This is a genomic window from Deinococcus deserti VCD115, assembly GCF_000020685.1.
In the GTDB taxonomy this organism is placed as follows: Bacteria; Deinococcota; Deinococci; order Deinococcales; family Deinococcaceae; genus Deinococcus; species Deinococcus deserti.
This window is the reverse complement of the sequence record NC_012526.1, coordinates 226,729-250,101: the sequence shown is the minus strand read 5'-3', so window position 1 is coordinate 250,101 and position 23,373 is coordinate 226,729. Positions and strand designations below refer to the sequence as shown.

Annotated in this window: 16 protein-coding genes and 1 tRNA gene; 4 read left to right on the top strand and 13 right to left on the bottom strand. The window is 64.7% G+C overall.

Annotated features, from left to right (window positions below; translation table 11 throughout):
• Nucleotides 1–281: 281 nt before the first annotated feature.
• The 6 genes from DEIDE_RS01225 to xseB all read right to left on the bottom strand — a co-directional run bounded on the left by DEIDE_RS01225 (nt 282) and on the right by xseB (nt 4,640).
• The gene (locus DEIDE_RS01225; protein ID WP_012692148.1) at nt 282–644 is read right to left on the bottom strand and encodes a (2Fe-2S) ferredoxin domain-containing protein; all 363 of its coding nucleotides are present in this window, start codon (nt 642–644) and stop codon (nt 282–284) included.
• A 43-nt stretch (nt 645–687) separates the two neighbouring features.
• A complete protein-coding gene (locus DEIDE_RS01220; RefSeq protein WP_012692147.1) occupies nt 688–1,476 on the bottom strand; it encodes an ABC transporter ATP-binding protein in 789 nt (262 codons plus the stop codon).
• The gene (locus DEIDE_RS01215; protein WP_162485489.1) at nt 1,469–2,404 is read right to left on the bottom strand and encodes an iron chelate uptake ABC transporter family permease subunit; all 936 of its coding nucleotides are present in this window, start codon (nt 2,402–2,404) and stop codon (nt 1,469–1,471) included. The genes DEIDE_RS01220 and DEIDE_RS01215 overlap by 8 nt, the downstream gene beginning before the upstream one ends.
• Nucleotides 2,405–2,483: 79 nt before the next feature.
• Nucleotides 2,484–3,359 (bottom strand): ABC transporter substrate-binding protein, encoded by an 876-nt coding sequence (locus DEIDE_RS01210; RefSeq protein ID WP_012692145.1) that lies wholly within the window; start codon nt 3,357–3,359, stop codon nt 2,484–2,486.
• Nucleotides 3,360–3,676: 317 nt separating this feature from the next.
• Nucleotides 3,677–4,315 carry a lysophospholipid acyltransferase family protein gene (locus DEIDE_RS01205; protein WP_012692144.1) on the bottom strand — a complete coding sequence of 213 codons (639 nt, stop codon included), beginning with the start codon at nt 4,313–4,315 and terminating at the stop codon, nt 3,677–3,679.
• A gap of 61 nt (nt 4,316–4,376) precedes the next feature.
• On the bottom strand, nt 4,377–4,640 hold the full coding sequence (gene xseB, locus DEIDE_RS01200; RefSeq protein WP_012692143.1) for an exodeoxyribonuclease VII small subunit: 264 nt from the start codon (nt 4,638–4,640) through the stop codon (nt 4,377–4,379).
• A gap of 21 nt (nt 4,641–4,661) precedes the next feature.
• On the opposite strand from xseB, the gene DEIDE_RS01195 reads away from it, so the two are divergent.
• The gene (locus DEIDE_RS01195; RefSeq protein WP_012692142.1) at nt 4,662–5,372 is read left to right on the top strand and encodes a flavin reductase family protein; all 711 of its coding nucleotides are present in this window, start codon (nt 4,662–4,664) and stop codon (nt 5,370–5,372) included.
• Nucleotides 5,373–5,399: 27 nt separating this feature from the next.
• Here DEIDE_RS01195 and DEIDE_RS01190 read toward each other — a convergent pair whose 3' ends face one another.
• Nucleotides 5,400–7,646 (bottom strand): esterase-like activity of phytase family protein, encoded by a 2,247-nt coding sequence (locus tag DEIDE_RS01190; protein WP_012692141.1) that lies wholly within the window; start codon nt 7,644–7,646, stop codon nt 5,400–5,402.
• Between the two features lie 57 nt (nt 7,647–7,703).
• Nucleotides 7,704–8,753, bottom strand: a complete 1,050-nt coding sequence (locus tag DEIDE_RS01185; RefSeq protein WP_041226968.1) for a M42 family metallopeptidase — start codon at nt 8,751–8,753, stop codon at nt 7,704–7,706.
• 88 nt (nt 8,754–8,841) lie between these two features.
• Here DEIDE_RS01185 and DEIDE_RS01180 point away from each other — a divergent pair, with 88 nt between their 5' ends.
• The 3 genes from DEIDE_RS01180 to paaI all read left to right on the top strand — a co-directional run bounded on the left by DEIDE_RS01180 (nt 8,842) and on the right by paaI (nt 11,173).
• Nucleotides 8,842–9,663, top strand: a complete 822-nt coding sequence (locus DEIDE_RS01180; RefSeq protein ID WP_012692139.1) for an SDR family NAD(P)-dependent oxidoreductase — start codon at nt 8,842–8,844, stop codon at nt 9,661–9,663.
• Between the two features lie 472 nt (nt 9,664–10,135).
• On the top strand, nt 10,136–10,675 hold the full coding sequence (locus DEIDE_RS01175; RefSeq protein ID WP_202796668.1) for a cupin domain-containing protein: 540 nt from the start codon (nt 10,136–10,138) through the stop codon (nt 10,673–10,675).
• Nucleotides 10,676–10,804: 129 nt separating this feature from the next.
• Entirely contained in the window at nt 10,805–11,173 is a 369-nt protein-coding gene (gene paaI, locus DEIDE_RS01170; protein WP_012692137.1) for a hydroxyphenylacetyl-CoA thioesterase PaaI, read from the top strand.
• A gap of 46 nt (nt 11,174–11,219) precedes the next feature.
• Here paaI and DEIDE_RS01165 read toward each other — a convergent pair whose 3' ends face one another.
• The 5 genes from DEIDE_RS01165 to DEIDE_RS01145 form a co-directional block, all read right to left on the bottom strand.
• Nucleotides 11,220–11,810 (bottom strand): DUF4384 domain-containing protein, encoded by a 591-nt coding sequence (locus DEIDE_RS01165; protein ID WP_012692136.1) that lies wholly within the window; start codon nt 11,808–11,810, stop codon nt 11,220–11,222.
• Between the two features lie 283 nt (nt 11,811–12,093).
• A tRNA-Gln gene (locus DEIDE_RS01160) sits at nt 12,094–12,167 on the bottom strand.
• Between the two features lie 93 nt (nt 12,168–12,260).
• Complete coding sequence (locus tag DEIDE_RS01155; protein WP_012692135.1) at nt 12,261–14,900, bottom strand: DEAD/DEAH box helicase; 2,640 nt, start codon at nt 14,898–14,900, stop codon at nt 12,261–12,263.
• Between the two features lie 132 nt (nt 14,901–15,032).
• On the bottom strand, nt 15,033–18,341 hold the full coding sequence (locus DEIDE_RS01150) for a DUF6923 family protein (protein WP_012692134.1): 3,309 nt from the start codon (nt 18,339–18,341) through the stop codon (nt 15,033–15,035).
• 247 nt (nt 18,342–18,588) lie between these two features.
• Nucleotides 18,589–23,373, bottom strand: a complete 4,785-nt coding sequence (locus tag DEIDE_RS01145) for an alpha-2-macroglobulin family protein (RefSeq protein WP_012692133.1) — start codon at nt 23,371–23,373, stop codon at nt 18,589–18,591.

Below are 23,373 nucleotides of genomic sequence, written 5' to 3'. Positions count from 1 at the left end.
GTCCGACTAGTTGGACACGGGGATCCTTTCCAGCGCGCCCGGCAGACCGGATGAAAGTCACCAGCAGACCTCCGGGGAAGGTCTCTGGTGACTGGACCTTGCCATACAGCTTCAGACCAGCGGGTTCGTCCGCGAAGGGCCGCGCAACCTGCTCTGTCGTGTCATGGCCCGAGATCTGATTCAAAGCGTGCCGATGGCGCTCTCGCTGCTCTTGATTGTGACCGCTGCATGATCTTCAGCTGCTTCCTTCAGCCGCCGGCTCAGCCTGGGAGCACCCCGCCCTAGTGTGACCCGACTGGAATTTCTTCAGGTGGGCCATACCGGTGCTCGGCCGGGAGCGGCGTGCCCTCATGCACGGCCTGTGCAACCCGGCTGGCCAGCGGGAAGTCCATGGCGGCGTACCAGCCTTCTTCCAGGCCTTCGGGGCGCTGGCGATAGACGCACATGGTCGGGCCGTGATTGCACGCGCCCAGACAGCCACTGGTGGTCAGGCGCACACTGCCGCCCTGCTTGTAGTAGGACAGAGCCTCGCGCTCCAGGTGTTTCCAGAGCGCCTGGTGCAGCAGCGAAGACCCTCTTGCCTGGCAGCTGCTGCCCTGGCAGACCAGCAGGTGGCCACGGGTGGGGTAGTACTTCGGGGGCATATAAAACTCCTTGGGGAACTTCAGGGTCCAGGCTCTGGAAGGTTCAGTCTTCAGGAATCACGAGCAGGCGTCCGGCAGTGCGGGTCACGCTTACGCGCACGCCATATGCCGCGTGCAGGTAGTCGGGCGTCAGTACCTCATCGGGAGGGCCGGCTGCCAGCACCTGCCCCTGATGCAGCAGCACCAGCCGGTCGGCGCGGGCAGCGAGGTTCAGGTCATGCAGCACCGCCACGACGCCCAACCCGCCTGCAACTTCACACCGAACGTAACGGATCACGTCCAGTGCGTAGGCCAGATCCAGATGATTGGTGGGTTCATCCAGCAGCAGGTAGCGGGGGTGGGCAGCCAGAGCGCGTGCCAAGCTGACCCGCTGACGCTCTCCCCCGGACAGTTCCGAGATCTTGCGGTGCTCGAAACGGCGGGTATCGGTGCGGTCCAGTGCTCCCCGGACGGCTTCTTCATCCTCGTCCGTCCAGGGACGGGTCGGAATCAGGCCCCACTTCCAGCTCCCAGCCCCACGCCCCAGCGCCACCACATCGCGCACGCGGGCGCTTTCGGGGACTGCTTCACCCTGCGCCAGATAGGCAAGGGCTGACGACCGCTGGGCCCGGGTCCAGTGGCGCAGTGGCTGGCCATCCAGCCGTACCTCGCCGGACTCAGGGGGGCTGAGGCCCAGCAGCGCCCGCAACAGGGTGCTTTTTCCCGCCCCGTTGGGTCCGATCACCGCCGTAAACCGCCCAGGCTCGAAGTCGGCGCTGACCCCGCGTACCGCCGGAAAACTGCCGGCCCGCACATGCAGGTCCACGGCCTGCAACAGCCGGGCGCTAGTCATGCTGCCCCCGTCGCAGCAGGTAGAGGAAAAAGGGACCACCCAGCAGCGTGGTCACGATACCGACCTGCGACAGAATGCTGGTACGTGCCAGCAGATCGGCCAGGACCAGCAGAACCGCGCCCATCAGTGCCGAAACCGGCAGCAGCACGCGGTGCCCTGAGCCCCAGGCGAGCCGGACCACGTGCGGCACGATCAGCCCCACGAAACCGATAATCCCGACATACGCCACAGCCCCGGCCGTGGCCATACTGGCCGCGACCACCACCAGGAGGCGCAGCCGCTCCACCGGTACGCCCAGACTGCGGGCCGTCAGATCACCCAGTTGCAGGGTGTCCAGCGCCCGGGCCAGCAGGATCAGCACGCCGCAGCCCACTCCGGCATAGGGAAGTACGGTGGCCACGTCGGCCCAGCCACTGAAGCCCAGGTCGCCCAGGGTGTAGGCCAGCACCTGCCGGGCGCGGTCCTCGCCGCGCAGGATCAGAAAGGTGGTGGTGGCGCTGAGCACGCTGCCCACCACCACACCAGCCAGAATCAGCCGGGTGGGAGGAAAGCGCCGTCCCTCGCGGGCCAGAGCCAGAGTGACACTCACCGCCAGCAGAGCCAGGGCCAGGGCCACCAGCGGAATGGTCGTGCGCGGCCAGCCGGACACGATGGCAATGGTCGCCCCCAGGGCCGACCCGCTGGCCACGCCCAGCAGGTAAGGATCGGCCAGTGGGTTGCGGAATACGCCCTGGAAGGCCCCACCACACACCGACAGGGCCGCGCCGACCACCACTGCCATAACCACACGGGGCAGGCGGATCTGCCACACGATGACGTCGTTGCCCTGAAGTTCCTGCCCGCTCAGACCACGCCAGAGCGCGCCCAGCACCTCGGCCGGCGGAATGGAGACGCTGCCCAGCGCGGTGCCCAACACCACCGCCAGCATCAGCCCGGCCACCAGGGCCAGCGTCCGCGGCACCAGGCCCAGACGGGACGAGGAGCGCAGCACCACGGCCCTCACCGGCTTACTTCAGCAGTTCCGGATGAATGATCCGCGCCAGTCCGCGCAGAGCCTCGGCCAGGCGCGGCCCGGGACGGCCCAGCATGGTATTCAGGGCCTGCGGGATCTCCACGACCCGCCCGTTTTTCACAGCGGCGATGGTGTTCCAGCCCGGACGCTTACCCAGGTCTTTCAGGTCGGTGCTCAGGATCAGCTGCGGGTTCTGCCGCACGATAAATTCCGGGTCCACCTTGGGAAAGTCGCCCATGCTGGCCGGAATGATGTTGCGCGCGCCGGCCTTGGTGAGCAGCACGCCCATAAATGAGTTGGGACCGACGCTGTACGGTGTGGGATCGATTTCCAGGTAGGTGGTGGGCTTGCGCGCAGCGTTTTTCGTGAGGATCTCTATCCGGGCGATGTCACGCCTCATCTGCGTGACCAGCGCCTTGGCCGCCGCCTCGCGGTTGACGATCCGGCCCAGGGTCAGGGTCTTGCTGAAGACTTCCTCGTAGGTTTCGGGGTTCACGGCCACTACCGTGAGGCCGGCCTGGGTCAGCGGGCCTTCGAGTTTGCCGTATTTGCTAACCAGGACCAGATCCGGCTTGAGGGCCACGATGGCCTCGATGTTCGGATCGTACAGGCCGCCTACCCTGGGCAGGCGGGTCACCTGCTGCGGGTAGTCGCTGAAGGTATCTACGCCCACCAGCCGGTTGCACACACCCAGCGCACACAGCGTCTCGGTGGTGCTGGGCAGCACACTTACAATGCGCATGGGTTCGGCCTTGATGGTGACCTTGCGGTTGAGGTCGTCGGTCAGCGTCAGGGGATAACGGGTCGCGGCAGCCTGGGACGACAGGGCGAGGCCGCTTAGCGTAAGAGTCAGTGTCAACAGGTTCTTCATGGGGTTCCTCCAGGAGGGAAGGCCACCCGCAGAAAAAACGCCGCCCCGGATTGGGGGCGGATGGACGCGTCCGGGCCGCTTATGAAGCGGCGGGGGCGGTCCCTCCTTCTGCGGGAGGTTGAGCCACGCGCCTGCCGGTGAGTCTCCACAGACCATGACCAGAAGACACGGACGGGACCGGTGTTCGGACTTTGCGCCGGCCTCAAAGGGCCAGCGTTTACCGTTGCGCGACAGTGCAGGAATGGACCCCCGGCAGGGGTCTTCACCTGCTTCCCCAGGCAGCCGTCACCCCTGAGTATACGCCCTGCCTGCCAGCCTCAGACCGGGCGGGCGAGGTCAGTCAGCACGGTTCCCAGTTCCCGCGTCACGGCTTTGATACCGCCCTTGGGCGAAATGGGCGGCCCGAAGCGGATCACCCAGCGTTTGCCGTCGCGGCTGATGCCGACAGGCAGAATCGGGGCGCGTCCCTTGGCGGCAATCAGCGCCACTCCTCCATGCAGTTCGCCGCCGCTGCCGCCCCGCGTGCCTTCCGGAAAAATCCCGACTGTGCCGTTGGCTGCCAGAATACGCAGGGCAGTACGGATGGCCGGCACGTCATTGCTGCTGCGGTCCACCGGGAAGCTGCCCCCACTGCGGATAATGTCTCCGATGACTGGCAGGAACAGCTCCCGCTTGGCCATGAACTGTACGAACCGTCCTGGAGGCAGCGCGCGCGCCACCAGAAAGGGATCCAGATTCGAACGGTGATTGGAGGCGACCACCAGGGGCGTGCCAGGCGGCGGCACATGCTCGGCGCCGTGCACTTCCAGGTACATGCCGCTGAGGAGGACCGGCAGATTCATCACGGCCACCACCAGCCGGTACACCCTGGGATTGACGGAAGGCGGCCCTTCGGCGCGCGGTGGAGTCCCGGGCACGGCAGGTACAGGGCTGCTGGGACGGTCGGCGTCACTCATGCGGCCAGAATACGCGCCTGATCAGCAAGAGAGACGGCACATTACCGCGCGTCTTTCTCTTTCAGTCCAGATCGTCCTCATCGTCTGCAGCCTCATCCGCTTCCGGATCTTCGGGCGCTTCTGCGGTGTCCCGGACCTCGGCCCACTCACCGGCCAGCACTGCCCGGACGGCCTCGATGCGGTCACGGCACACCGCGTAGGCCTGGCGGGCTTCCTCCAGCAGCGGCAGTACCCGGTCCAGGTCCGCCTCGCCGGCCTCCAGTTCTGCCGCGATCCGGGACAGGATGGTGTACGCCTCGCGGTAGGACCCTTTCATGGCAGGCATGCTAGAGCGTTAGGCTGGGCCGTGTCTGCCCTGCCGCCCACTTCCCCTGAGTTCCCGGTACCCACCCAGCACTTCGACCTGACGTCCCTGAGGGCCGCGGACCGTTACAAGCTGCTGATCTCCACGGTGGTGCCGCGCCCGATTGCCTGGGTGGCTTCGCTGGGAACAGACGGACACGTGAATCTGGCGCCCTATTCCTTTTTTGGTCTGATGGGCTCGGACCCGCCCATCGTGGCCTTCGCACCCGGCGACCGCCCCGAAGGAGGCCCGAAAGACACTGCCCGCAACATCGGCTCGGGCGGCGAGTTCACGGTCAACCTCGTCAGTGCCGCGCAGGCCAGCCTCATGAACGCCACCGCCACGGATTTTCCGCCCGGTATGGACGAGACCCGGGCCCTGGGCATCACGCTGGAAAGCGGCGTGCAGGTGCGGGTGCCCCGGGTGCAGGGCGCGCCGGCGGCCCTGGAATGCCGTGAAGTGCAGACGGTGCTGATCGGCCGCACCCGCATCATTCTGGGTGAGGTCCTGGGGCTGACCCTGCGTTCGGACGCGGTGCAGGATGCCGAACGCTTTTACGTGGATACGGCGGCGCTGGACCTCGTGGGCCGCATGGGGGGACGCGGCACCTACACGCACACCCGCGATACCTTTCAGATCGACCGGATTCCCTACGCGGCGTGGCAGGCTGCACAGGACGCAGAACGCGGGGCCGGCGGTGAGGGCGGCGAATGACCACCCCCACCTGGACGGGTCTGACCTTCAGTTTCGCGCAGCTGGGCGCTGCCCCACACCTGCAGCGAGCTTCAGCGGCTGATCCAGACGGATCCACAGAAACTCGCTGACGTCCCTGACCTCGCGTCCCCGCCCACCCGTGGCCGGAAAGTTGTTGTCGTTGGCCACCAGGATGGTCTGGGCATCGAGCACCAGCACGTTCTCGATGGTTACGTAGGGGAAGGAGAACACGCCGCCCACAGTGCTGGGGGCCAGCTTCTGAGGATCCCTGAGGTTCATCAGGTCCGCCACCAGCGTCTTTTTCAGGGTGCCGTCCGGGTTCTTCTCGCGCAGATTCAGCAGGTACACCCGCTTGAATTTGGCCGCCCCGCCGCTGGCATTGTCCCGCTCCAGTACCAGATATTCGTGATCGTTGACAGGCGCGAGGTCACCGATGGCCTCACCCGCCGGTTCCAGCGCGTAGCGCCCAGCCAGGGCCCATTTGCGGCTGGTCAAGTCAAACTGCATCAGCCGCAGCTGACCAGGCAGGTCTCCGGCCACCGTCTTTTCCAGCAGGGCGTACAGGCTCCGGCCGTCGGGGCTGAGGTTCAGGCCCTCGAATCCGCCGCTGGCGGGCAGGTTTGCCGCACTGCTGCTGTCACCCTGCGCGTAGGCATGATGCTGGGGACTGCGAACCTCGGGAGCCGAATACTGGCTCACCACCCGGGCGCCGGTGGCAGGAAAGTCCGAGAAGAAGCCGTCCACGCCAGCGCGCAGCGCCTGACGCAGTTCAGCTTCCGGGTCATTCTGGTATCCCGGCAGCAGGTAGGTCGGCTCGTTGCGGAAGGTCCAGGGGTGGACCAGCAGTCCGGTGGCGTGCGCGCGCGACACGAAGTCGGTGGTGCGCCCCTGATCATCAATGATCCAGCGTTTGTATGGGCCTACGCCTGCGGCGTACCCAGCAATCTCTTTCAGGGCGGCGTCGGAGGTCAGCGCGCCGTAGGTGCGCAGGTCGCCCGCGGCTGCCCAGTCGTACGGAGCCTCGTCGGGGCTGCTGATCAGCTGAACCAGGGGCAGGTTCACCCCGGCGGCCGGCATGATCCGGGTCTTAAGCTCCTTCAGGTTGCCCACCTCGAACGACTGAATAAAGACACGCGCAGGGTCCGTGAAGTTCTCCTTCTTGAGGGTATCGATCAGCAGCTGGCTGATATTCATCCTGGCAGACTGGGCCACAAAGGTAGGGTGCTTGGTCTCAGGGTAGATGCCGATCCTGCGCCCGGTGCGTGCCTCGACGTCGCGGACCAGCGCGATGATCTCCGCAAGTGTGGGAATCTCGAAGCGGCCGTCATAGGCCCTGCCGCGCAGCTGCGGCAGACGCTCCACGGCGCGCAGGGTCTTGAGTTCAGCCAGCGTGAAGTCCTCGGCCCAGTACCCGTAGACGTCCTTGCCGTCGAGCTTCTTGATCCGCGCACGGTCCTTGAACTCGGGGCGTGCCGCCACGTCAGCCGTGGCTTCGGTCACCTTGCCGTCAGCGGACAGCACCGCGATTACCGGTTCGTGGCGGGCGACCAGCACGCCGTCCCTGGTCACCACCAGGTCCGGCTCGATAAAGTCGGCGCCGGCTTCGATCGCCACCCGGTAGGCTTCCAGTGTGTGCTCAGGGCGGGTGCCGGAGCTGCCCCGGTGGGCGACCACCAGGGGACGCTGGCCGCGCAGCGTGGGCAGGCCGGCGAGATTCGGCGTAGCGACCGGCGCTTCAAGCAGCCGGCCATCCGCCGAGAAGTGCAGCAGGTAGGGACCGAATTCGTCACCCACCCACAAAGTACCGTCCGGAGCGAAGGCAAAACCCTCCAGGTCGAAGTCGGCGCCGGTCAGCAGGCGCCCGGAAGTGGACTCGTTCACGATCTGCCACGGCACCTTGCGGTCAGGGTCGCGCAGTTCGATCACGCCTCCAAGACTGACCTGCCCCAGGCGGGCTGCCGGTGTGCCCGGTGCCAACGCCACGCGGTGCAGCCGCAGCAGGTAATCAGCCGAGTTGTTTCTGGCCCCGAAACCGTTGTCACTCAGGAAGACAAAGCCGCTTCCCGAAGGATCGAACTGCACCCCGCTGAAGCCCTGCACTGGCTGAGACCCAAAGCGTGCCGCCCCGCGCAAACCGCCGTTCCAGGCGCCACTGGCTGGACCAGGAGCAAAGGTGTCGGCCTTCAGTTCGGCGTACCCCACCAGGGAGGCGGCCTGAGCCATATTCAGGGACAGAGCCAGCAGGGCTGCCAGACGAACAGACGATGTCTTCATCTCCCCGAATGTGATTGGCGCACGTCAGCCTGGTGTGCGCCTGCTGTCAGCCGCTGGTCAGGCGCGCAGGTACGCCAGCATCAGGGCAGCGGTGGCTTTCAGAGAATCGGTGTGCATGCGTTCGTAGGCATGGCTTGCGTCCACGCCTGGGCCGATCAGCGCCACCGGGTAATCACCCCCGGCGCGCCACGCCGCAGTGCCGTCACTGGCATAGAAGGTGTAGATGTCCGTGCGCAGATCAATCCCGGCGTCGCGCGCTACTTTGCGCAGGCGGTTGCTCAGGCCGTGGTCATACGGGCCCCCGCCGTCAGCCACACACAGGGTCACGTGATGCTCGCTGCCGGTCTGACCCTGACCAATTACTGCCATGTCCACCGCGATCAGTTCATCGGTGTGCGCAGGAATGCCGGTGGCCGCGCCGTGACCGACCTCCTCATAGGTGGTCACGTGGAAGGCCACGGTGCAGGGAGCCGGCTGGGCCAGCAGGGCCCGGGTTACGCCTAGGAACAGTGCCACAGCCGCCTTGTTGTCCAAGTGGCGGCTTTTCAGGTAACCAGCCGGAGTCAGGACGGCGCGGGGATCAAAACTGACGTAGTCACCGATCCCCACGCCCAGCGCCAGGGTGTCCTGGGCGCTGAAGACCTGCTCGTCCAGGCGCACCTCCATCACAGTCTGTTCGCGCTTGAGCTCGCGCAGGGCCGGGCCGTGGACATGGGTGCTCTGTTTGATGTTGACGACCGTGCCCGTCAGCACCCGTCCACTCTGGGTATGCACCTGCACGTACTCGCCCTCAATGGTGGTCCAGTCGAAACCGCCCAGCATCCACAGGCCCAGACGCCCGTTGGCCTTGATACCGCGCACCATGGCTCCCAGGGTGTCCACGTGCCCGCTGAAAGTGACATGCCGCGCATCAGGCTGCGTGCCGGGCAGCTCCCAGGTCAGGGCACCCTTCTTGGTGCGCGTTGCCGTCACGCCCAGCTGGCGCAATTCGTCCTCGATCAGCTGTACGGCGGCGCCGGTAAAACCTGTAGGGCTGGGAGTGCCGAGCAACCGCAGCAGGAACTCGGTGACATAGGGCAAGTCCAGCAACGGCAACTCAGGCGACATAGCAGCGATGATACGGTTTGTACCCTCAGCACGCCTGTATTTTCACAGCGGGCCGGGGACGCAGGGCACCCCATGCAAGGATGACCCCATGTCAGGGCGAACAATCATCATCACAGGTGCCAGCGACGGCATCGGTGCGCAGGCGGCGCGTCAGCTGGTCGCCTCCGGGGAACACGTCGTGCTCGTCGGGCGCTCGCCTGAAAAGACCCGCGCTGTGGCCGCCGAACTGGGGGCACCCTACCATCTGGCCGATTTCACCCGGCTGGACGATGTCCGTGCGCTCGCTTCAGCTTTAGGCGCCTATGCCCGCATTGATGTTCTGATGAACAACGCCGGAGGCGTCATGGGGCCGCGTGAAACGACCACCGACGGCTTCGAGAAAACGCTGCAGGTCAATCACCTTGCTCCCTTCCTGCTGACCAACCTCCTGATTGACCGGCTCACGGCCAGCCGCAGCGTTGTTCTCAATACCTCCAGCGCCGCCAACCAGGTGTTTTCCAGGCTGGACCTGACGGACCTTGAACTGACGCGCGGCTACACGCCCAACCGGGCTTACGGAAACGCGAAACTGGCCAACATTCTGTTTACCCGTGAGCTGCACCGGCGTTACCACCCCCAGGGCCTGAGCACAGCCGCTTTTCACCCCGGCACGGTGGCCACCAATTTCGCCAGCGAATCGTCCAGCTTGATGCGGCTGATCTACCGCACGCCGCTGCGGCACCTGCTGCTGATCACGCCCCAACAGGGCACCGACACGATGTTGTGGCTGGCCAATGGAACGCCGGGTGTGGACTGGCAGCCGGGCCAGTATTACGACCGCCGGAACATTGGCATGGTGCACCCCATAGCCGATAACCCTGTCCTGACACAGATGCTGTGGGATCAGAGTGCCCAGATGGTCGGGCTGTAGCCGCACGCAGCGCCGGTAGCAGAGGAAGTGCACATCCGTTGCACAGCTCCGGCATCCTCTTTCCCTGGGCCCTGACCATCCGGCACGATGAAGCATGACCGAAGTCATCCTGCCCCCTCCAGAGGCAGCGAAAGCTTTAGGGCAGCCGGGACGCGGATCGTCGTGAAACTTCGCGGCGCCACCACACGTGAAGGTACTCCGTGACCGAGTACCACCTTCCAGCAGTCTTCGCGGGACCTCCTCCCTACATACCGTGTTCAAGCACGCGTGGCAGGGGCTGGAAGAGCCGGTCCAGGTCCAGCTTGGCGCAACAGTTCAGCAGCCTCCGACCAGAGAGTTATGCCTTTGTGCCTCCACGGACGCCGCTGGACCGGAGCATGGTCGCCGAAATAGAGAAGCGTTCCGACACCCATCCGGTCAGGGACGAGTCGGGGTTCAGGACTCTCCTCATCCCGGGTCCAGGAGACACCCTATGACACACGAGCCAGACATGGAAAGCCAGCCACACATCTCACCAGCACCCCGGATCATCGGGCCAGCAGACGGTCATTTTGTCGATCTTGGTGCGCTTGGAGTCCGGTTCATGGTGTGGAGCCGGGAGTCCGGAGGTGGATTTTCCCTAGTCGAGCATCCGATTGCGCCCCGCACGCTGGCCGCCCCGCTGCACCGCCACTCCAACGAGGACGAGTACAGCTACGTGCTTGAAGGACGCATGGGCGCACTTCTGGGTGATCAGGTGGTGTACGCGCAGCGCGGGGACCTGGTGTTCAAGCCCCGGAATCAGTGGCACACCTTCTGGAATGCCGGGGACGAGCCCTGCCGGATTCTGGAGATCATCTCGCCCGGAGGATTCGAGCAGCTGTTTGCAGATATGGGCGCGGCCCCGGACAGTTTCGTTGGTGACGGCGCGCCGGCCATGGACGCCCGGTACGGACTTGAGGTCGATTACGACAGTATTCCCCGGCTATGCAGGGAATATGGGCTGGTCTTCCCCATGGATGAGAGACCGTAGCAGGCCCTGAGCTTTTTGGAACCCTCCCCGCAGGCAAGAAGCCACAGGACGGCGGATGAACAGAAGCCACCTTGACGCGCATTGATGTGCACCCACAGCCGTATGCAGGAGACCCGTTACCCTGCTTGCATGAGTTACGCGAGTCACCTGGGCATGACGGTCCTGGATACCGGGCCTGACCTTACCCGTATCAGCCTGACTGTAGAAGCCTCAGGACTCAACATGCACGGCAGCGCGCACGGCGGCCTCATTTTCAGTCTTGCGGATGAAGCCTTTGCCCTGATCAGCAACGCCAGTGCCCAGGCCGTGGCTATTGAAACGCATCTGAGCTTTTTCAGAGCTGCGCGCCAGGGAGACGTCCTGGTGGCGGTCGCCACGCCAGAGCGGGTGGGCCGCACCCTGGCGACCTACCGGGTAGAGGTGCGCCGGGGCGAAGAGGGAGAGGTTCTTGCGTTGTTCCTGGGTACAGTCTCCAGGCGGGAAAAAGCACAAGCGTAAACGCAGGAGGGCAGGCCACGTGGCCTGCCCTCCTGCACGGTGGAGCTTAGTACCGGACGGTATACGCGGCGGTGTCGCTGGTCCAGTCCTGCTGGGGCACAGGCTGGGTGACCGGATTGACCACAATGCTCAGCGCCTGGGCAAAGCCGGGGGTCGTGGTGGGCTTAACCGTGGCGAAACTCTGGCCCTGCTGGTAGGTGCTGAGCTCGCTGAGATTCAGAGGCCGGCGGCTGGCGATCACCAGCACGCGGTTCAGGCCTTCAGGCCCTGCCACATCGAAAGTGAACCTGTCTCCCGGAGCCGGGAAGGCCCGGGTCTGGCCGGCGCGCACATAATTGCTGCCGCTCAGGCGGTTGGGCAGGATCTGGTCGGTGGTGCCGTCGGGGTTGACGTTGAACAGGTACACGTAGGCGTTTTCATTGACGGACGTGTACAGCGTGATCCGGTCGCCAACGTAATAGACCGGCGTATAGGTGCCGCTGGGGTCACGGTTCACCCATACGCGCGCCTGCAGGGTGGTCTGTACCGGGTTGACGATAATGCTCTGGGTGCTGAGCTTGGGCGCTGCCAGCACGGGCGTGGCAAAGGCGCCAAGCACAGTAGCAATCAGACCAAGCAGCAAAACGGGCTTCTTCATGACTTCCTCCAGCGGCGCGCCGAAAGCAGGCGTGTCCACTTCCTTAACGGTAGGCTCTGGCACCTGACGTGCGGTGAAGTCTGGCTGACTGAAGGTGAGGAATGTCGCTTTTCCCCTCATGAGACATGTGCTGTCAACCAGCTCGGCCAAACTGGTCCGGCGGTCATGAACCTCTGGCGCTGCTTTCAGGGGTACACGGGCGAGCTCCGTTACTGTCTATGACCCCTGGACCCGAACCGTTGCAACAGCAGAAGTGGCCTTCCCGGAAAGGAAGGCCACCGTCTGGCAGGGATACCAGGATTCGAACCTAGACGAACAGATCCAAAATCTGTTGTGCTGCCATTACACTATATCCCCGTAAAGTGGCGCTGGCGCGGGAGTCCTGCGGCGCGAGCTTCAGAAGTATAGGGGTGCAGGCCCGGACCGGTCAACCGGTACCGCGCCGCCTTCTCACCCTGCCGGCTGGGCCTCGCGGGGCTCAACCACCTTGAGGCCAGCGTGCTGGAGCAGCAGGCGCTTTTGCCCGATGCCGGGAAAGTAGACCAGCACCTCCCGGCGCTCGCCTTGATGAAAACCCTGCATAAACACCCCTTCTCCGAAGCGCGCATGCAGCAGACGCAGCGGCTGGGTGCTGGTCACCGCACGCTGCAGCTCGCGGCTGGGAATGCCCAGGCGGGCGCTGACTTCCGGCAGTGACAGACCATGCAGATCCAGCAGTTCGCGCGCCTGAAGCGGCCAGGACGCAGGCAGGTCGGGCGCCTCGTCAGGCAGGACCGAGTCCCCAGCACCTTCGGCGGCCCTGGGCTGCACACCCAGCAGGGTTTCCAGGAACAGCCGAGTGGCGTGCTTGTCGGTGGGGCGCCGCTCCCCGCTGGCCAGATGCGGAGCATAACAGCGGCTCACGGCGATGCACTCGTAGCAGCCCTCGGCATTCTTGCAGCAGGTCTTGATGCTCAGGTCCAGTGCACGCCGCAGCAGATCGTCGAATTGCTCGTAGGCGCGCCGGGAGACGCCCAGACCGCCCAGCCAGTCGTCATACAGAAAGAAATAGTCGTCACGGCCTTCCCGGAAGGCGCCCGCCAGATCGTTGTCGTCGCAGGCAATGCGTTCGGGCGTGACTTTCTGCAGAAGATGCTTGATGGTATGGGCCACCGCCCCCGGGCGCTCGGTGGCGCGGGCGTCCACCCCGACCTCCAGGGCCCCCGTGCGGAAGGGAGGCAGCTCGACCGGCTGATCGTAGAGGTGCTCGGAGAGCTTATGGTCCTGCATGCGGTCCTGAATGCGGCCGCTGCATTTCACACAGGTGCGCTCGGTAGGGCCGGGCTCGCGGTCGCAGCCCACGCACACGCGCTCGAAGACCTGCCGGCGCATCTGATAGCCGGTGTACCGGCGGCGGATCACGACCTCGCCGTGCCGGAACGCCAGTGGTCCGCGTTTCTCCCAGGCGCCCATGCGCAGCGGCGTGACCTCAATGCTGTACAGGCCACGAGTAAACAGGCTGGCCGCGTCATATTTCTCCACGATGATGGCGGTACCGGCCGGGTGGGCTTCCCAGCGCGCCACCTTGTATCCCTGCCCGTCCAGCGTGAAGACGGCTCCCTCGTGCTTTTCAGTCAGCGCGTAATGCTGACTGGGAGATTCGAGGGGGGCTTCCAGGCTGCGCGCGCCCAGGCGCTCCCACTCGGCATGCTCCACCACTGCAAATTTCGCGCTGCCCTCGCCGCGCAGATTCCAGTAGCGTTGCTGGGTTCCGGGCGTGTCCGGGTACGGATCAGGCAGCCCGGCCAGGCGGAATTCCTCGGTCTCACGCGACTGGTGACGCGGCAGGAGGTAAGGATTCTGAGCCTCCACCACCGCCTTTTCAATAGGTCCGGTCAGCAGTTCCAGGAAGTTGCCCGAGTTGCTGTAAAAGGCATCGGCCGGCTGCGGCACCCCCTGCTCGTTCAGGGCCGGGAGGTACAGCACCAGCCCCGGCGCCACCCGCCCGGCGCGGCCCGCCATCTGCCGGAAGGCCATGCGGCTGCCTGGGTAACCGTCGATGATCACCACTTCCAGGTCCCCGATATCCACGCCGGCTTCCAGGGCGTTGGTGGCGAACATGACACCGCTCTGGGTGCGGCGGAACTCGCTCAGGCGGCCCTCGCGGTCACTGGTGCCGGCCATGTACAGGTGCGCGCGGCTGGCGTACTGCGGCTGGGCGCGGTAGGTGCCGTACAGCCGCGCGGCGCGGGAGCGGCCCCGGAAAAAAGCCAGCACCTTCAGGTTGTACCGGCTGCTGGCGTCCATCACGGCATTCCAGAAACGGCGCGGCTGACCGCGGTGATCCGCCAGCACGTAGCGCTTGCCGTGCCGGGCAGCGCCGGACTCGCTCACTTCCACCGCGTCTACACCGGTCAGTTCCCGCGCGAACTCCGCCGGATTGCCGATGGTGGCCGTGCTCAGTACGACCTGAGGGTTGGCTCCCAGTGCCCGGGCCAACCTCAGCAGGCGCCGCAGCATGCCCGCCACTTCCGAGCCGAAACCACCCCGGTAGGTGTGTGCCTCGTCCAGCACGAGAAACGACAGCTTCGACAGGAAGGTGCGCATCCGCGGCTGGGTCAGGGCCCAGTGCAGCTTGTCGGGCGTGGCGGTGACCATCCGCACGCCGCCTTTGAAAACCTCACCGGCCTGGGCCGCCCCCTGAAAAGCACCGATTTCCCAGTCAAAGCCTCCACGGTCGCGGAAGGTTTTCAGCTTGTCACGCTGGTCCTGTCCCAGCGCCACCAGCGGATACACGAACAGCGCAGTGGCCTGCGGATCACGCTCCAGCCGGTCAAACACCGCCGGGAAAAAAGCCCCGGTCTTGCCGCTGGCCGTGGGCGTCGTGACAATCACGTTCTGGCCCTCACGCATCAGCCGGTAGGTCTGCGCCTGATGCGAGTACACGCTGGGAAACCCGAACCCGCGCTGGACTGCTGGTGACCAGTCCAGAGATTCGACCGGCAGCGTCTGCGCGGCCTGGGCCTCTTCCTCATACAGGCGCGTGGCACCGCCGCCCAGCGTGTCACGCAAAAAGCCCTCCAGGTGCGCGTAAGGAGAGCGGGCGGGCATCACGACGGTCAGTGTAGGCCCAGTAAGCTGGATATAACACGCGCCCAGTCACCAAGTTGCGCCACGCCACCGTCGCTGCTGAAAAGCAAAACAGGAGAGGCCAGTGGCCTCTCCTGAACCTCATGGGTTTTCTCAGTTCACGGAGCTGCTGAAGCAGACCATTCCTGAACCACCGGCAGCCAGACCCGCGACCCCCAGGTTCAGCGCCACACCCGAGGCCGAGGCCGCATACGTCACGCCCGTGGGCAGGGGCTGGTTGGCCGGCGGAGTCGACGTGCCGCTCAGGCTGGTGGCAGGTGAGGCGTAGATCAGGGAGCCGGGCACGAACGTGGTGTTCGGGGGAAAGGCGTCGTTGACCTTGAAGTTGCTGAGCGTGCCGCCCCCGTAATTCACGAACTCGATGCAGTACTGCAGGGTCTGACCCGGTCTGCCATTGCTTGCGGTGCCGAACACGGCGCCTGCTACCGACACATTGCGCACGGTTTTCGTCAGCTTGGCATAGACCATGGTGGTGTTCGCAGCGCCCGTATTGTTGGACGTGTTGGCCTCGCCGCCCCCGCTGACCGTGGCCGAATTGGTGATGGTGCGCAGGCCAGCGTTCGACTCCAGCTCGGTGGTGTATGGCGCGCGGACGACCAACGTGATGTCCGGATAGCTGCCCCCTGCAACAAGAGCGTCACTGCGCGTGCAGGACAGGGTGGCCAGGGTGCAGGTCCAGTCGGTGCCGCCAAGGCTGGTCGCCGTCAAACCTTGAGGCAGGGCATCTGCCACACTTACTGCTCCCGAAGTAGGAACCTGAGCGATGTTCCTGACAGTCAGGGTGTAAGTAATGAATCTGTCCACCGCAGCCACAGGCGCATTCGCTGGCGTGCTCGGGGTCATGTAGGCAGCCGAGGCAGTTTTGATCAGGGTCAGGTCCGGCGACTGGAAGGCACACGAAGCGCCGTCGGACTGTTCTGCAGCCGAGGCCAGAGCGGTTCTGGTAAAGGCTCCAGTCGTCGTGTTGATGGTGCCAAAGGCGCCACCGTTCTGATAGGCATACAGGGTACCGGTATAATTGAAAAACAGCGTGCCTACAGCGTTGGAGTTGTCTGCTGCCAGAGCGGCGGGAGTGCCGCGCAGCACCACTGCACCGGTCGAGGGATCAATGACGTACACCCCACCCGGTGTCACCGCACCGTACATCTGATTGTCCAACGGATTGATAGCGAGGTCCCACAGGTACACGCTGGCATTGAGGGTCAGAGTGCTCAGGGTACGGTTTCCAACAAGGTCATAGCGGTAGATCACGCTGTCCTGCTGAAGCTTCTTGATGTACATCACTCCGTTGCGGTCCACGGTGGCCGCCGCGATGCTGGAGCCAGCAGGAATATTGGTCAAGCTGGCATATTCCACGGCACCTGACCGGCCCAGGCGGTAGAGCCGGAACGGCGAGCCCGTGTTGAATGGTGTGATGTTGACTGCATAGAAGTAGCCGTCTTTGTGGTTGTAGGCCATTCCGTTCAGGGCAGGGCCAAAGCCCTCTGACCATTGCAGCGTTCCACCACTCCCCAGATTATTCAAGTCGAGCTTGTACAGGTTGGTCAGCAGCGTCACAGGATCCTGACGAATCTGGAAAAAGTCGGGCGTACAGACATATCCGCTGCCTGCATTTCCAGCAGTGACTGTCAGCGCCGCACTGGCCGCTGTGCCCGTTACCGTGGTTCCTTTCACGGTAGCGCTGACGTTGGCCGCCGGAATCTGGTTGGTGGCCGTACCCAGGGGTGGACCCCAGGGCGTAAATGCCACGGTAAGAGTGCAGGACCGGCTGGCGGGCAGAGACACGCCAGTCAGGGTCAGGACGCCGGTGGTGTTCACGTTGGCCGAGGTCGTGCCCCCGCAGGTATTTGCCGTTACGCGCAGCAGCATCGGCGTGGGATAGCCCATGGTGGCGGCCACGTTATCTGTGAGGCTGACACCAGTAGCGTCGGCAGCGTTGGGGTTGTTGAGTGTAAGCGTCAAGGTGGTGGTGTTGCCGGCAATGATGGTGCTGGGCGAAAAGGTCTTGGTCAGGCCCAGATTGGCCAGCGCGACGTTGTTGACGGTTGCCTTGGCTGGCGTGGTTCCTGTTGTCGTCGTGTAGACCGTGGTAGCGGCCACACCACCCGTAGCTGAATTGTCATAGATCCCTGGCGTGACCGGGATCGTCACGGTGTATTTAAGAATCAGGCTGGAATTCGGGGCGATCTGGTAGGAGGTCGTGGTCAAGGGCCGGAACACCAGGGTCGGCTGGGTAGCGCTTGACGTATTGGGCGCCGGAGTAATCATGGAGTTTGCCGCGGTTACTCCGCTGCCTGAAGCAATGCCTACATACGTCACAGCGCCGGGAGAAACCGGAAGCACATCCGTGATCTTGCCGAGGTTGGCAGTGTATGCCGACGAGTTTCTGATGGTGACCGTGTAGGTGACTGTCCCACCATTGAGCAGTTCAGTCGAAGATGCTGGCGTTCCGCCTCCGGTTCCGGCCTCTACCTGCTTAGAAATGGTCAGAGCATTCGTTGAGGCGGGAAAGGTGAAATACGTGGCCGGATCAGTCCCGGCGCTCATCATGTACTTGATCTGTGTGCCGCTGCCCGAGTAGGAGAAGGGCAGCGCTTTGATCTCAGAGGCACACAGGCCGGTATACAGAAAGTCGTAAGTCATCACCACTTCGTTGTTCTGCCCGCCGCCACTCGACACACCTGAAAAGTGCAGGATGTTTTGTGTTCCGGGAGTGACGCCAGTGACGAGATTCACACTCTCTACCTTGGTGCCAATCAGCTGAAGACAGGAGGCATCGAAGTCCAGATTGCCTGCCGGCTCCACCAGAAGAGTGTTGTTTGAACCGATATTGCCCACTTTGAAGGTCACCTGACGAGAAATGATCTGGCCCACCACGGCGCCAGCGACATTCACAATCAGCCTGGGATCTGCTCCAGCGTTCGCGCTGAGCATGCTGCTGGTCGCATAGGTTCCGGTGTACGTCTGCACCAATGCATTGGTCGCATCGTTCTGGATCGTTACTGTCATGGTCCCGGAGGCCTGGTCCACACATGGGTAGGTGACGTACCAGAACAGCGTTCTGCTCGCTCCAGCCGCCAGGGAACCGAGATACTGTTCCGCACCCTGCCTGCCTGCCAGACCAAAGCCCGCTCCTGATGTGGTCAGGGTTGCCTTCAGGTTGGTCTGGTTGGTTGTCGCGGTAAAGGTATAGCCGATATACATAGCCCGCGGCCCCTGAGTGGTCGCACACTTGTTGCTGTCGTAGGGAAAAATAGAACCCGTTGTCGAGGTGACGGTGAGCTGAGCTGAGGCCACCGACATCACGACGCTGAAAAGCAGAAAGCACAGTGTCCTCACGGCACCCTGAAGAGCCAGGTGTGGAGCGGTAAACATGGCCCGCAACGCCCCGAAAAAGCTCACGACCTGCCTCTGGCCCGCTTAAAACGGGAAATACCCTGACACATATGGAGGTTTTTCTTCATATCCCTTCCTGACGATGACGGTCCATTCCGACCATCCGGGCAGGGCGCCCTGCCCGGATGGCCACGCGACACTCCTGAAAACACGCATAAGCTCTGCCCCGGAGCAATCGAGGGTAGATGGGGCACCCGCAGGCCTCTGGCTGCCAGGACCACCACACGGGCCGTTGGCAGCACTTGCAGGCCGGTCACCTGTCTCCTCCCAGCGTCTCGTCCAATGTCAGGTCCAGGCGCACGTAAGCGCCCTTTTTCGTGTAGGTCGCGCTCGTGCCGATGCCGCTAAAGCCCACGGGATTGTAGCCGGCCGTTACCCAGGTACCGGGCAGCGCGCGGAATGACGCCTCCAGGCCGTAGCCGTACTCGGTGGTCTGCGTAGCCGGCTGGGTGATCATGCGGCCCCAGGCGCCCAGGCCCAGCCGGTCCGTCAGGTAGTACGTCCCGCTGAACGACGCCTGGGCGGTCAAGCTGGCCCGGTCAAGCAGCAGCATGCGGGTATCGAGCGCACCGCGCACGGCGTAGTTGCTCTGGCGGTACTCGGCACTCACGTTGCTGCTCAGTTCGGGCTGGCCGCCTGCCAGGGTGCCGTTGACGAAACGCACCGTCCCCAGGCTGTTGAAGTTTCGGCTGCGATAGGCGTAACCCACCGCGGCCCGCTGTCCGTTCTTGCCGGCACCGAACTCCACCAGACCGTCGGCTGTCAGGTTGAGGTTTTCGCTGAGGTTGCCAGCGATGCCGGCGCGCATCACGACACCGAATCCCTGAGCGCCATAGGTCACGTCGGTACCAGTGGTGGTGACGTAGCCGTCGCCCTTGTGATGAAGGTCCACCCCTGCGCCGGCGTCGAACTGGCCGCTGCTGACCGTGTATGTGGCGCTGGCGCGAAGGCCGGCCGTCAGATTTTCGGTCAGGGGCAGGCTGGTGCTGACACCGAAGCGGGCACGGTTGCCCTGGCCGCTGGCACCGGGCAGCTCGTATGCGGCCGCGTAGTTCACGTTGCCGACGGCGCTGTCGAGCGTTACAGCAGCGGCGTGACCCAGGCCCCAGGTGATCTTGTCGGTAAACCCCAGAGACAGGCTGTTGCTCAGGCGGTAGCGCGTGGTCACGCTGGTCTCGGGTTTCAGGTTGCCGCTCAGGGGCTGGGTGTGGCTTACGTCCACATCGACCGGGCCCTGGTGGTAGCCCGCGCCCAGCACCGCGCCCAGGCCCTGGCTGTCGCCAAAGGCGTAACGTAGCCCGGCGCCCACGCTGAAGGGTGCCAGACGGTAATCGGCCCGGGCCGTCAAGCTGCCGCCGCTTTCTGCGCCAGCGGGCGCGTGATATTCGGCGTCCACAGCCGCACGCAGACTGGTCGTAAGAGGCGCCACGAAGCTGGCACTGCCACTCAGGCCGGGAGTAAGAGGAGCCAGCCCGGCGTAGCTCTCATCCTGGTAGCGCACTTTGGCATTCAGGGTGTTCTGGCCGAAGCGGGTGCTGACGTCAGCGCTGAGCTGCACGCCGCCCGACACGGCCAGCAGGCCATCGGCCCTGGTGGTGCCGTTGTCGTAGGTGGCCCGCGCGCCAAAGGTCAGCTGGTCATCGAGACGCACAGCAGCCACGCCTACAGTGAAATCCTGACCGGTGTATTTCGCCTGTGCCCCGTAAGCCAGCTTGCGCTGATCTGCAGCGTTGGCCAGCCGGTAAGAGGCCAGCACGGCAACATCGTTAAGTTGGGCGTCAAGGGGATCAAGCGCGCGGGCCAGCGTGACGATACCGGTGGTGGGGTCCAGCTGGTAATCGGCGTTGCGAACCAGGGTAACGCGGCTCAGTTCTTTGCCTGTGGTGCGCTCCAGCGTGAGCAGTTCCAGGGTTTCGCTGCCCTCGGCGATATTGCCGCGAGCCAGACGCAGCAGGCGGTTTCCCTGTAGCGTCAGGCGCTCGCCGCTGATGCGGTCGCTGGGCAGCGCCGCCACGAACGCCGACACCAGGGGATTGGTCTTGCTGTAGGCGGTCAGTGCGGTGAGCTGTTCTCCCACCGGCAGCACACTGATGGGCAACGCCGATTGACGGTACTGCACGCGGAAGTTCGGGTGATCGTAAGTCAGTGCGACTGGATCAATCCCCTGGAGCGGCACGTTCTCGATGCTGTTGTCACCGTAGCTCGCGTAGCGCCGCAGGGTATTGCGGTCGGTGGGCAGGCCGTCCTTGTCGGCAGCAATGTACAGCTTGCCGCCAGCCAGCGGACCCTCATAGGTGGCGCGGGCCTGCCAGCTCACGTCATCCTGCACGCTGAAACTGCCGTCCAGGCCTGCGGTGGCGCTGATCAGGCCTACGCCTACGCGGTGGGCGTCAGGCTTGACTTCGTAGCTGTAGCGTTTGACATTCTCACCCAGCACCACATCAAGGTTCAGGGTGGTTGGAGACGACTGCGGCTGCAGTTCCACAAGCCCTTCGCCGTCGCTCAGACGCACCTGATAGCCAACCTCATTGCTGGCGTCTGCTGCGCGCGTTTCCAGGTTGGTGCGCACCGTCACGGTGCCCGGGTTGCTGAGGTTACCAAAGGCGTCCAGCGTACGGATTCTCAGACGCAGCGGGGTACTGCCGTCCGCCATCAGGCTGACCGGCGTGACCTCCACGCGGGCAGTCGGGCCGGCGCGCTGCACGGTCACACGGGCGTCTCCGAACTGGATCAGGTTGGGCCCTGGCTGCACCGGAACACCGACATAGGTCAGGCGCACCACACCCCGTCCCGGGTCTTCTGTCGTCTGGCCAACGCGGTCAGGGCTGACCAGCAGACCATTGACACTCAGGGCAGGTGCGGCAGCCCCCAGCGGCGCTTCAACCACAATGCTGACGCGGTCACGCACGCGAACGACGCTGCCTTGCAGAGGCAGCTTGATGGCTCCCTCGTTCTCCGTGACCTGCGAGGGCTGGGTCAGCGACTGCGCAGCAGCGAGATCTTTGAGGTCTACCCTGCCGGCAATGGGTTCGTGGCGGTCTCCGGGGAAACGTGACAGCAGCGACGGTGCATCCAGGGTGCCCAGCGGCGACTCATGCCGCACCTCGTAGGTCACCACACCCCGCGTGACGCCCTGGCGGTCCACTGTGGTCGGGACCATCCAGTACAGCGTGCCGCCCGCACCACGTCTGGGATCGGGGAGCGTCTGGCCATCCAGCTGACTGCTGCCGACCACGAGTTCGGCCCCTGTGGGCAGGGTATGGGCAATCACCAGGTCAATGGATCCGCCCGGCGCATCGAAAGGCATGGTTATGACGCTGCTGCGCACGACAACGGGGCTGTCTGAAGTTTCCCCTGTAGCACCGGACTCCGTGGCGGCTGGCGCCGCTGGAACGGACGCCGGATTGACCCCCAGAACTTCGCCGGACACCAGTTGTGGCACAGCACAGCCTGGCGTGCTCAGGGTAGCGGTCAGGCCGGTCTGGCCGCTGTGCACCACGCGGGCCCGGTAGCTCAGGGTCCGGGTCTCGCCGGCTGCCAGGGTGCCTTCGAAGCGGGCGGGTTCCAGTGCCTGAAGTCCTTCCCCTGCCTGATCACGCAGGGTAAAGGGGGCAGGTTCGGCAGCCGTGTTGGTCACAGTCAGCCCGACTCTCACCTCTTCACCTACCGCCGTATCTGGCAGTGGCATCCGGGCCAGTTGCAGGCTGGTGCGAACAGGCAGAACGTTCACCCGAACGGTCTGGGCCTGGGCCCAGGGAGCCAGCCGGGCAGTGAACGTCAGCGGTCCGGCCTGGGTAGCCGTGGCACTCACCAGCAGTTCGCCGGGCTGAGCGGCACTCAGCGGCGCCTCCAGACGGGTCTGACCCTGGGTCTGTACGCCCGCCGGCACGTCCAGGCTCAGGTCCAGCGGAAGGCTTCCAGCGTAAGCAGTGGTGGCCCGGGCGGTCAGGGTTACGGTGTCGCCCAGACATACGGCGGCCTTGTCGGCCTGAAGTGACAGGGCCACCTGAGGCTGAACCTGCACGCGCGCCTCACCGACGCCGCCCCGCGGCACGGTGACGCTGGCTGGAGCCGTCACCTTTGCGCCGGGTACCGCAGCAGGAGTGAGCATAAAGGTGCCCGCAGCAGTGGGCTGTGTCTGGGTGCCGTTCACGTGTACCGGGCTGCCGCCCAGCAGCAGGTCGGCCTCAGCAGGCAGGGTGCGGCCGGGCAGCAACAGTTCGGCACTGACGCGCAGCTGGCCGGTCTGATCCACACGCGCCACCGTGATGGGTCTCGGCGTTCCTTGACGTGACAGCGCAAAACCCACCGCGTTGCTGAACTGGCGCGCGCCGGGCGCCTGACGCAGCTCAACCGTATAGGTGCCGGGGGCCGCCGGAATCGGCAGATCGCTGTGACTCAGGTCACGGCTGACGGTCAGAGGATAGACGTGCCCCTGGGCGTCTCGCAGCCGGGCCTCGAGTTCGGTAGGACCGTCGCCGTCGTACATGCGCAGGGCGTAACCCTGACCATCGGTGGTCACGCTCAGCGCGGGCACCCAGTCGCGCGAGTGGATATTGACGGTCAGGCGCTCAGCGCTCATGGCCGCGCTGACACCTGCCAGACGCACGGCGAACGTGTTTTTCCCCGCTCCATGCGTCACCGAGCGCAGGACGTACTTGCCGGCGGGCAGGGTCTGATCGAACAGGATGTCCCATTCATGGGCGCCGGGCGCGAAAGTCCGCGCGAGCACCTCGGTGCCGTCGGCACGCAGCAGCGTAAATGTGGTGCGCAGGTCCGGCGCAGCAGCGTACTGCTCGTCGCCGTAGTAACGGTCACTTCGGGAGTCGGCCGGGTTGAGACGGGGGCTGTACAGCTCCAGCCGCACCCGGTTCCCGACCGGCACCTCCAGCAGCAGGCTCTGATCGCCGGCCGTCCACATCAGGGCGTCACCGATACTGGTCAGGGGAAGGCTGGTGCTGACTTCCTGCGCGCCGGACACACTTCCAGCAGCCAGGAGCGCCGTCACTGAGGTGGCCAGAGAAGTGAAGTTGCGCAT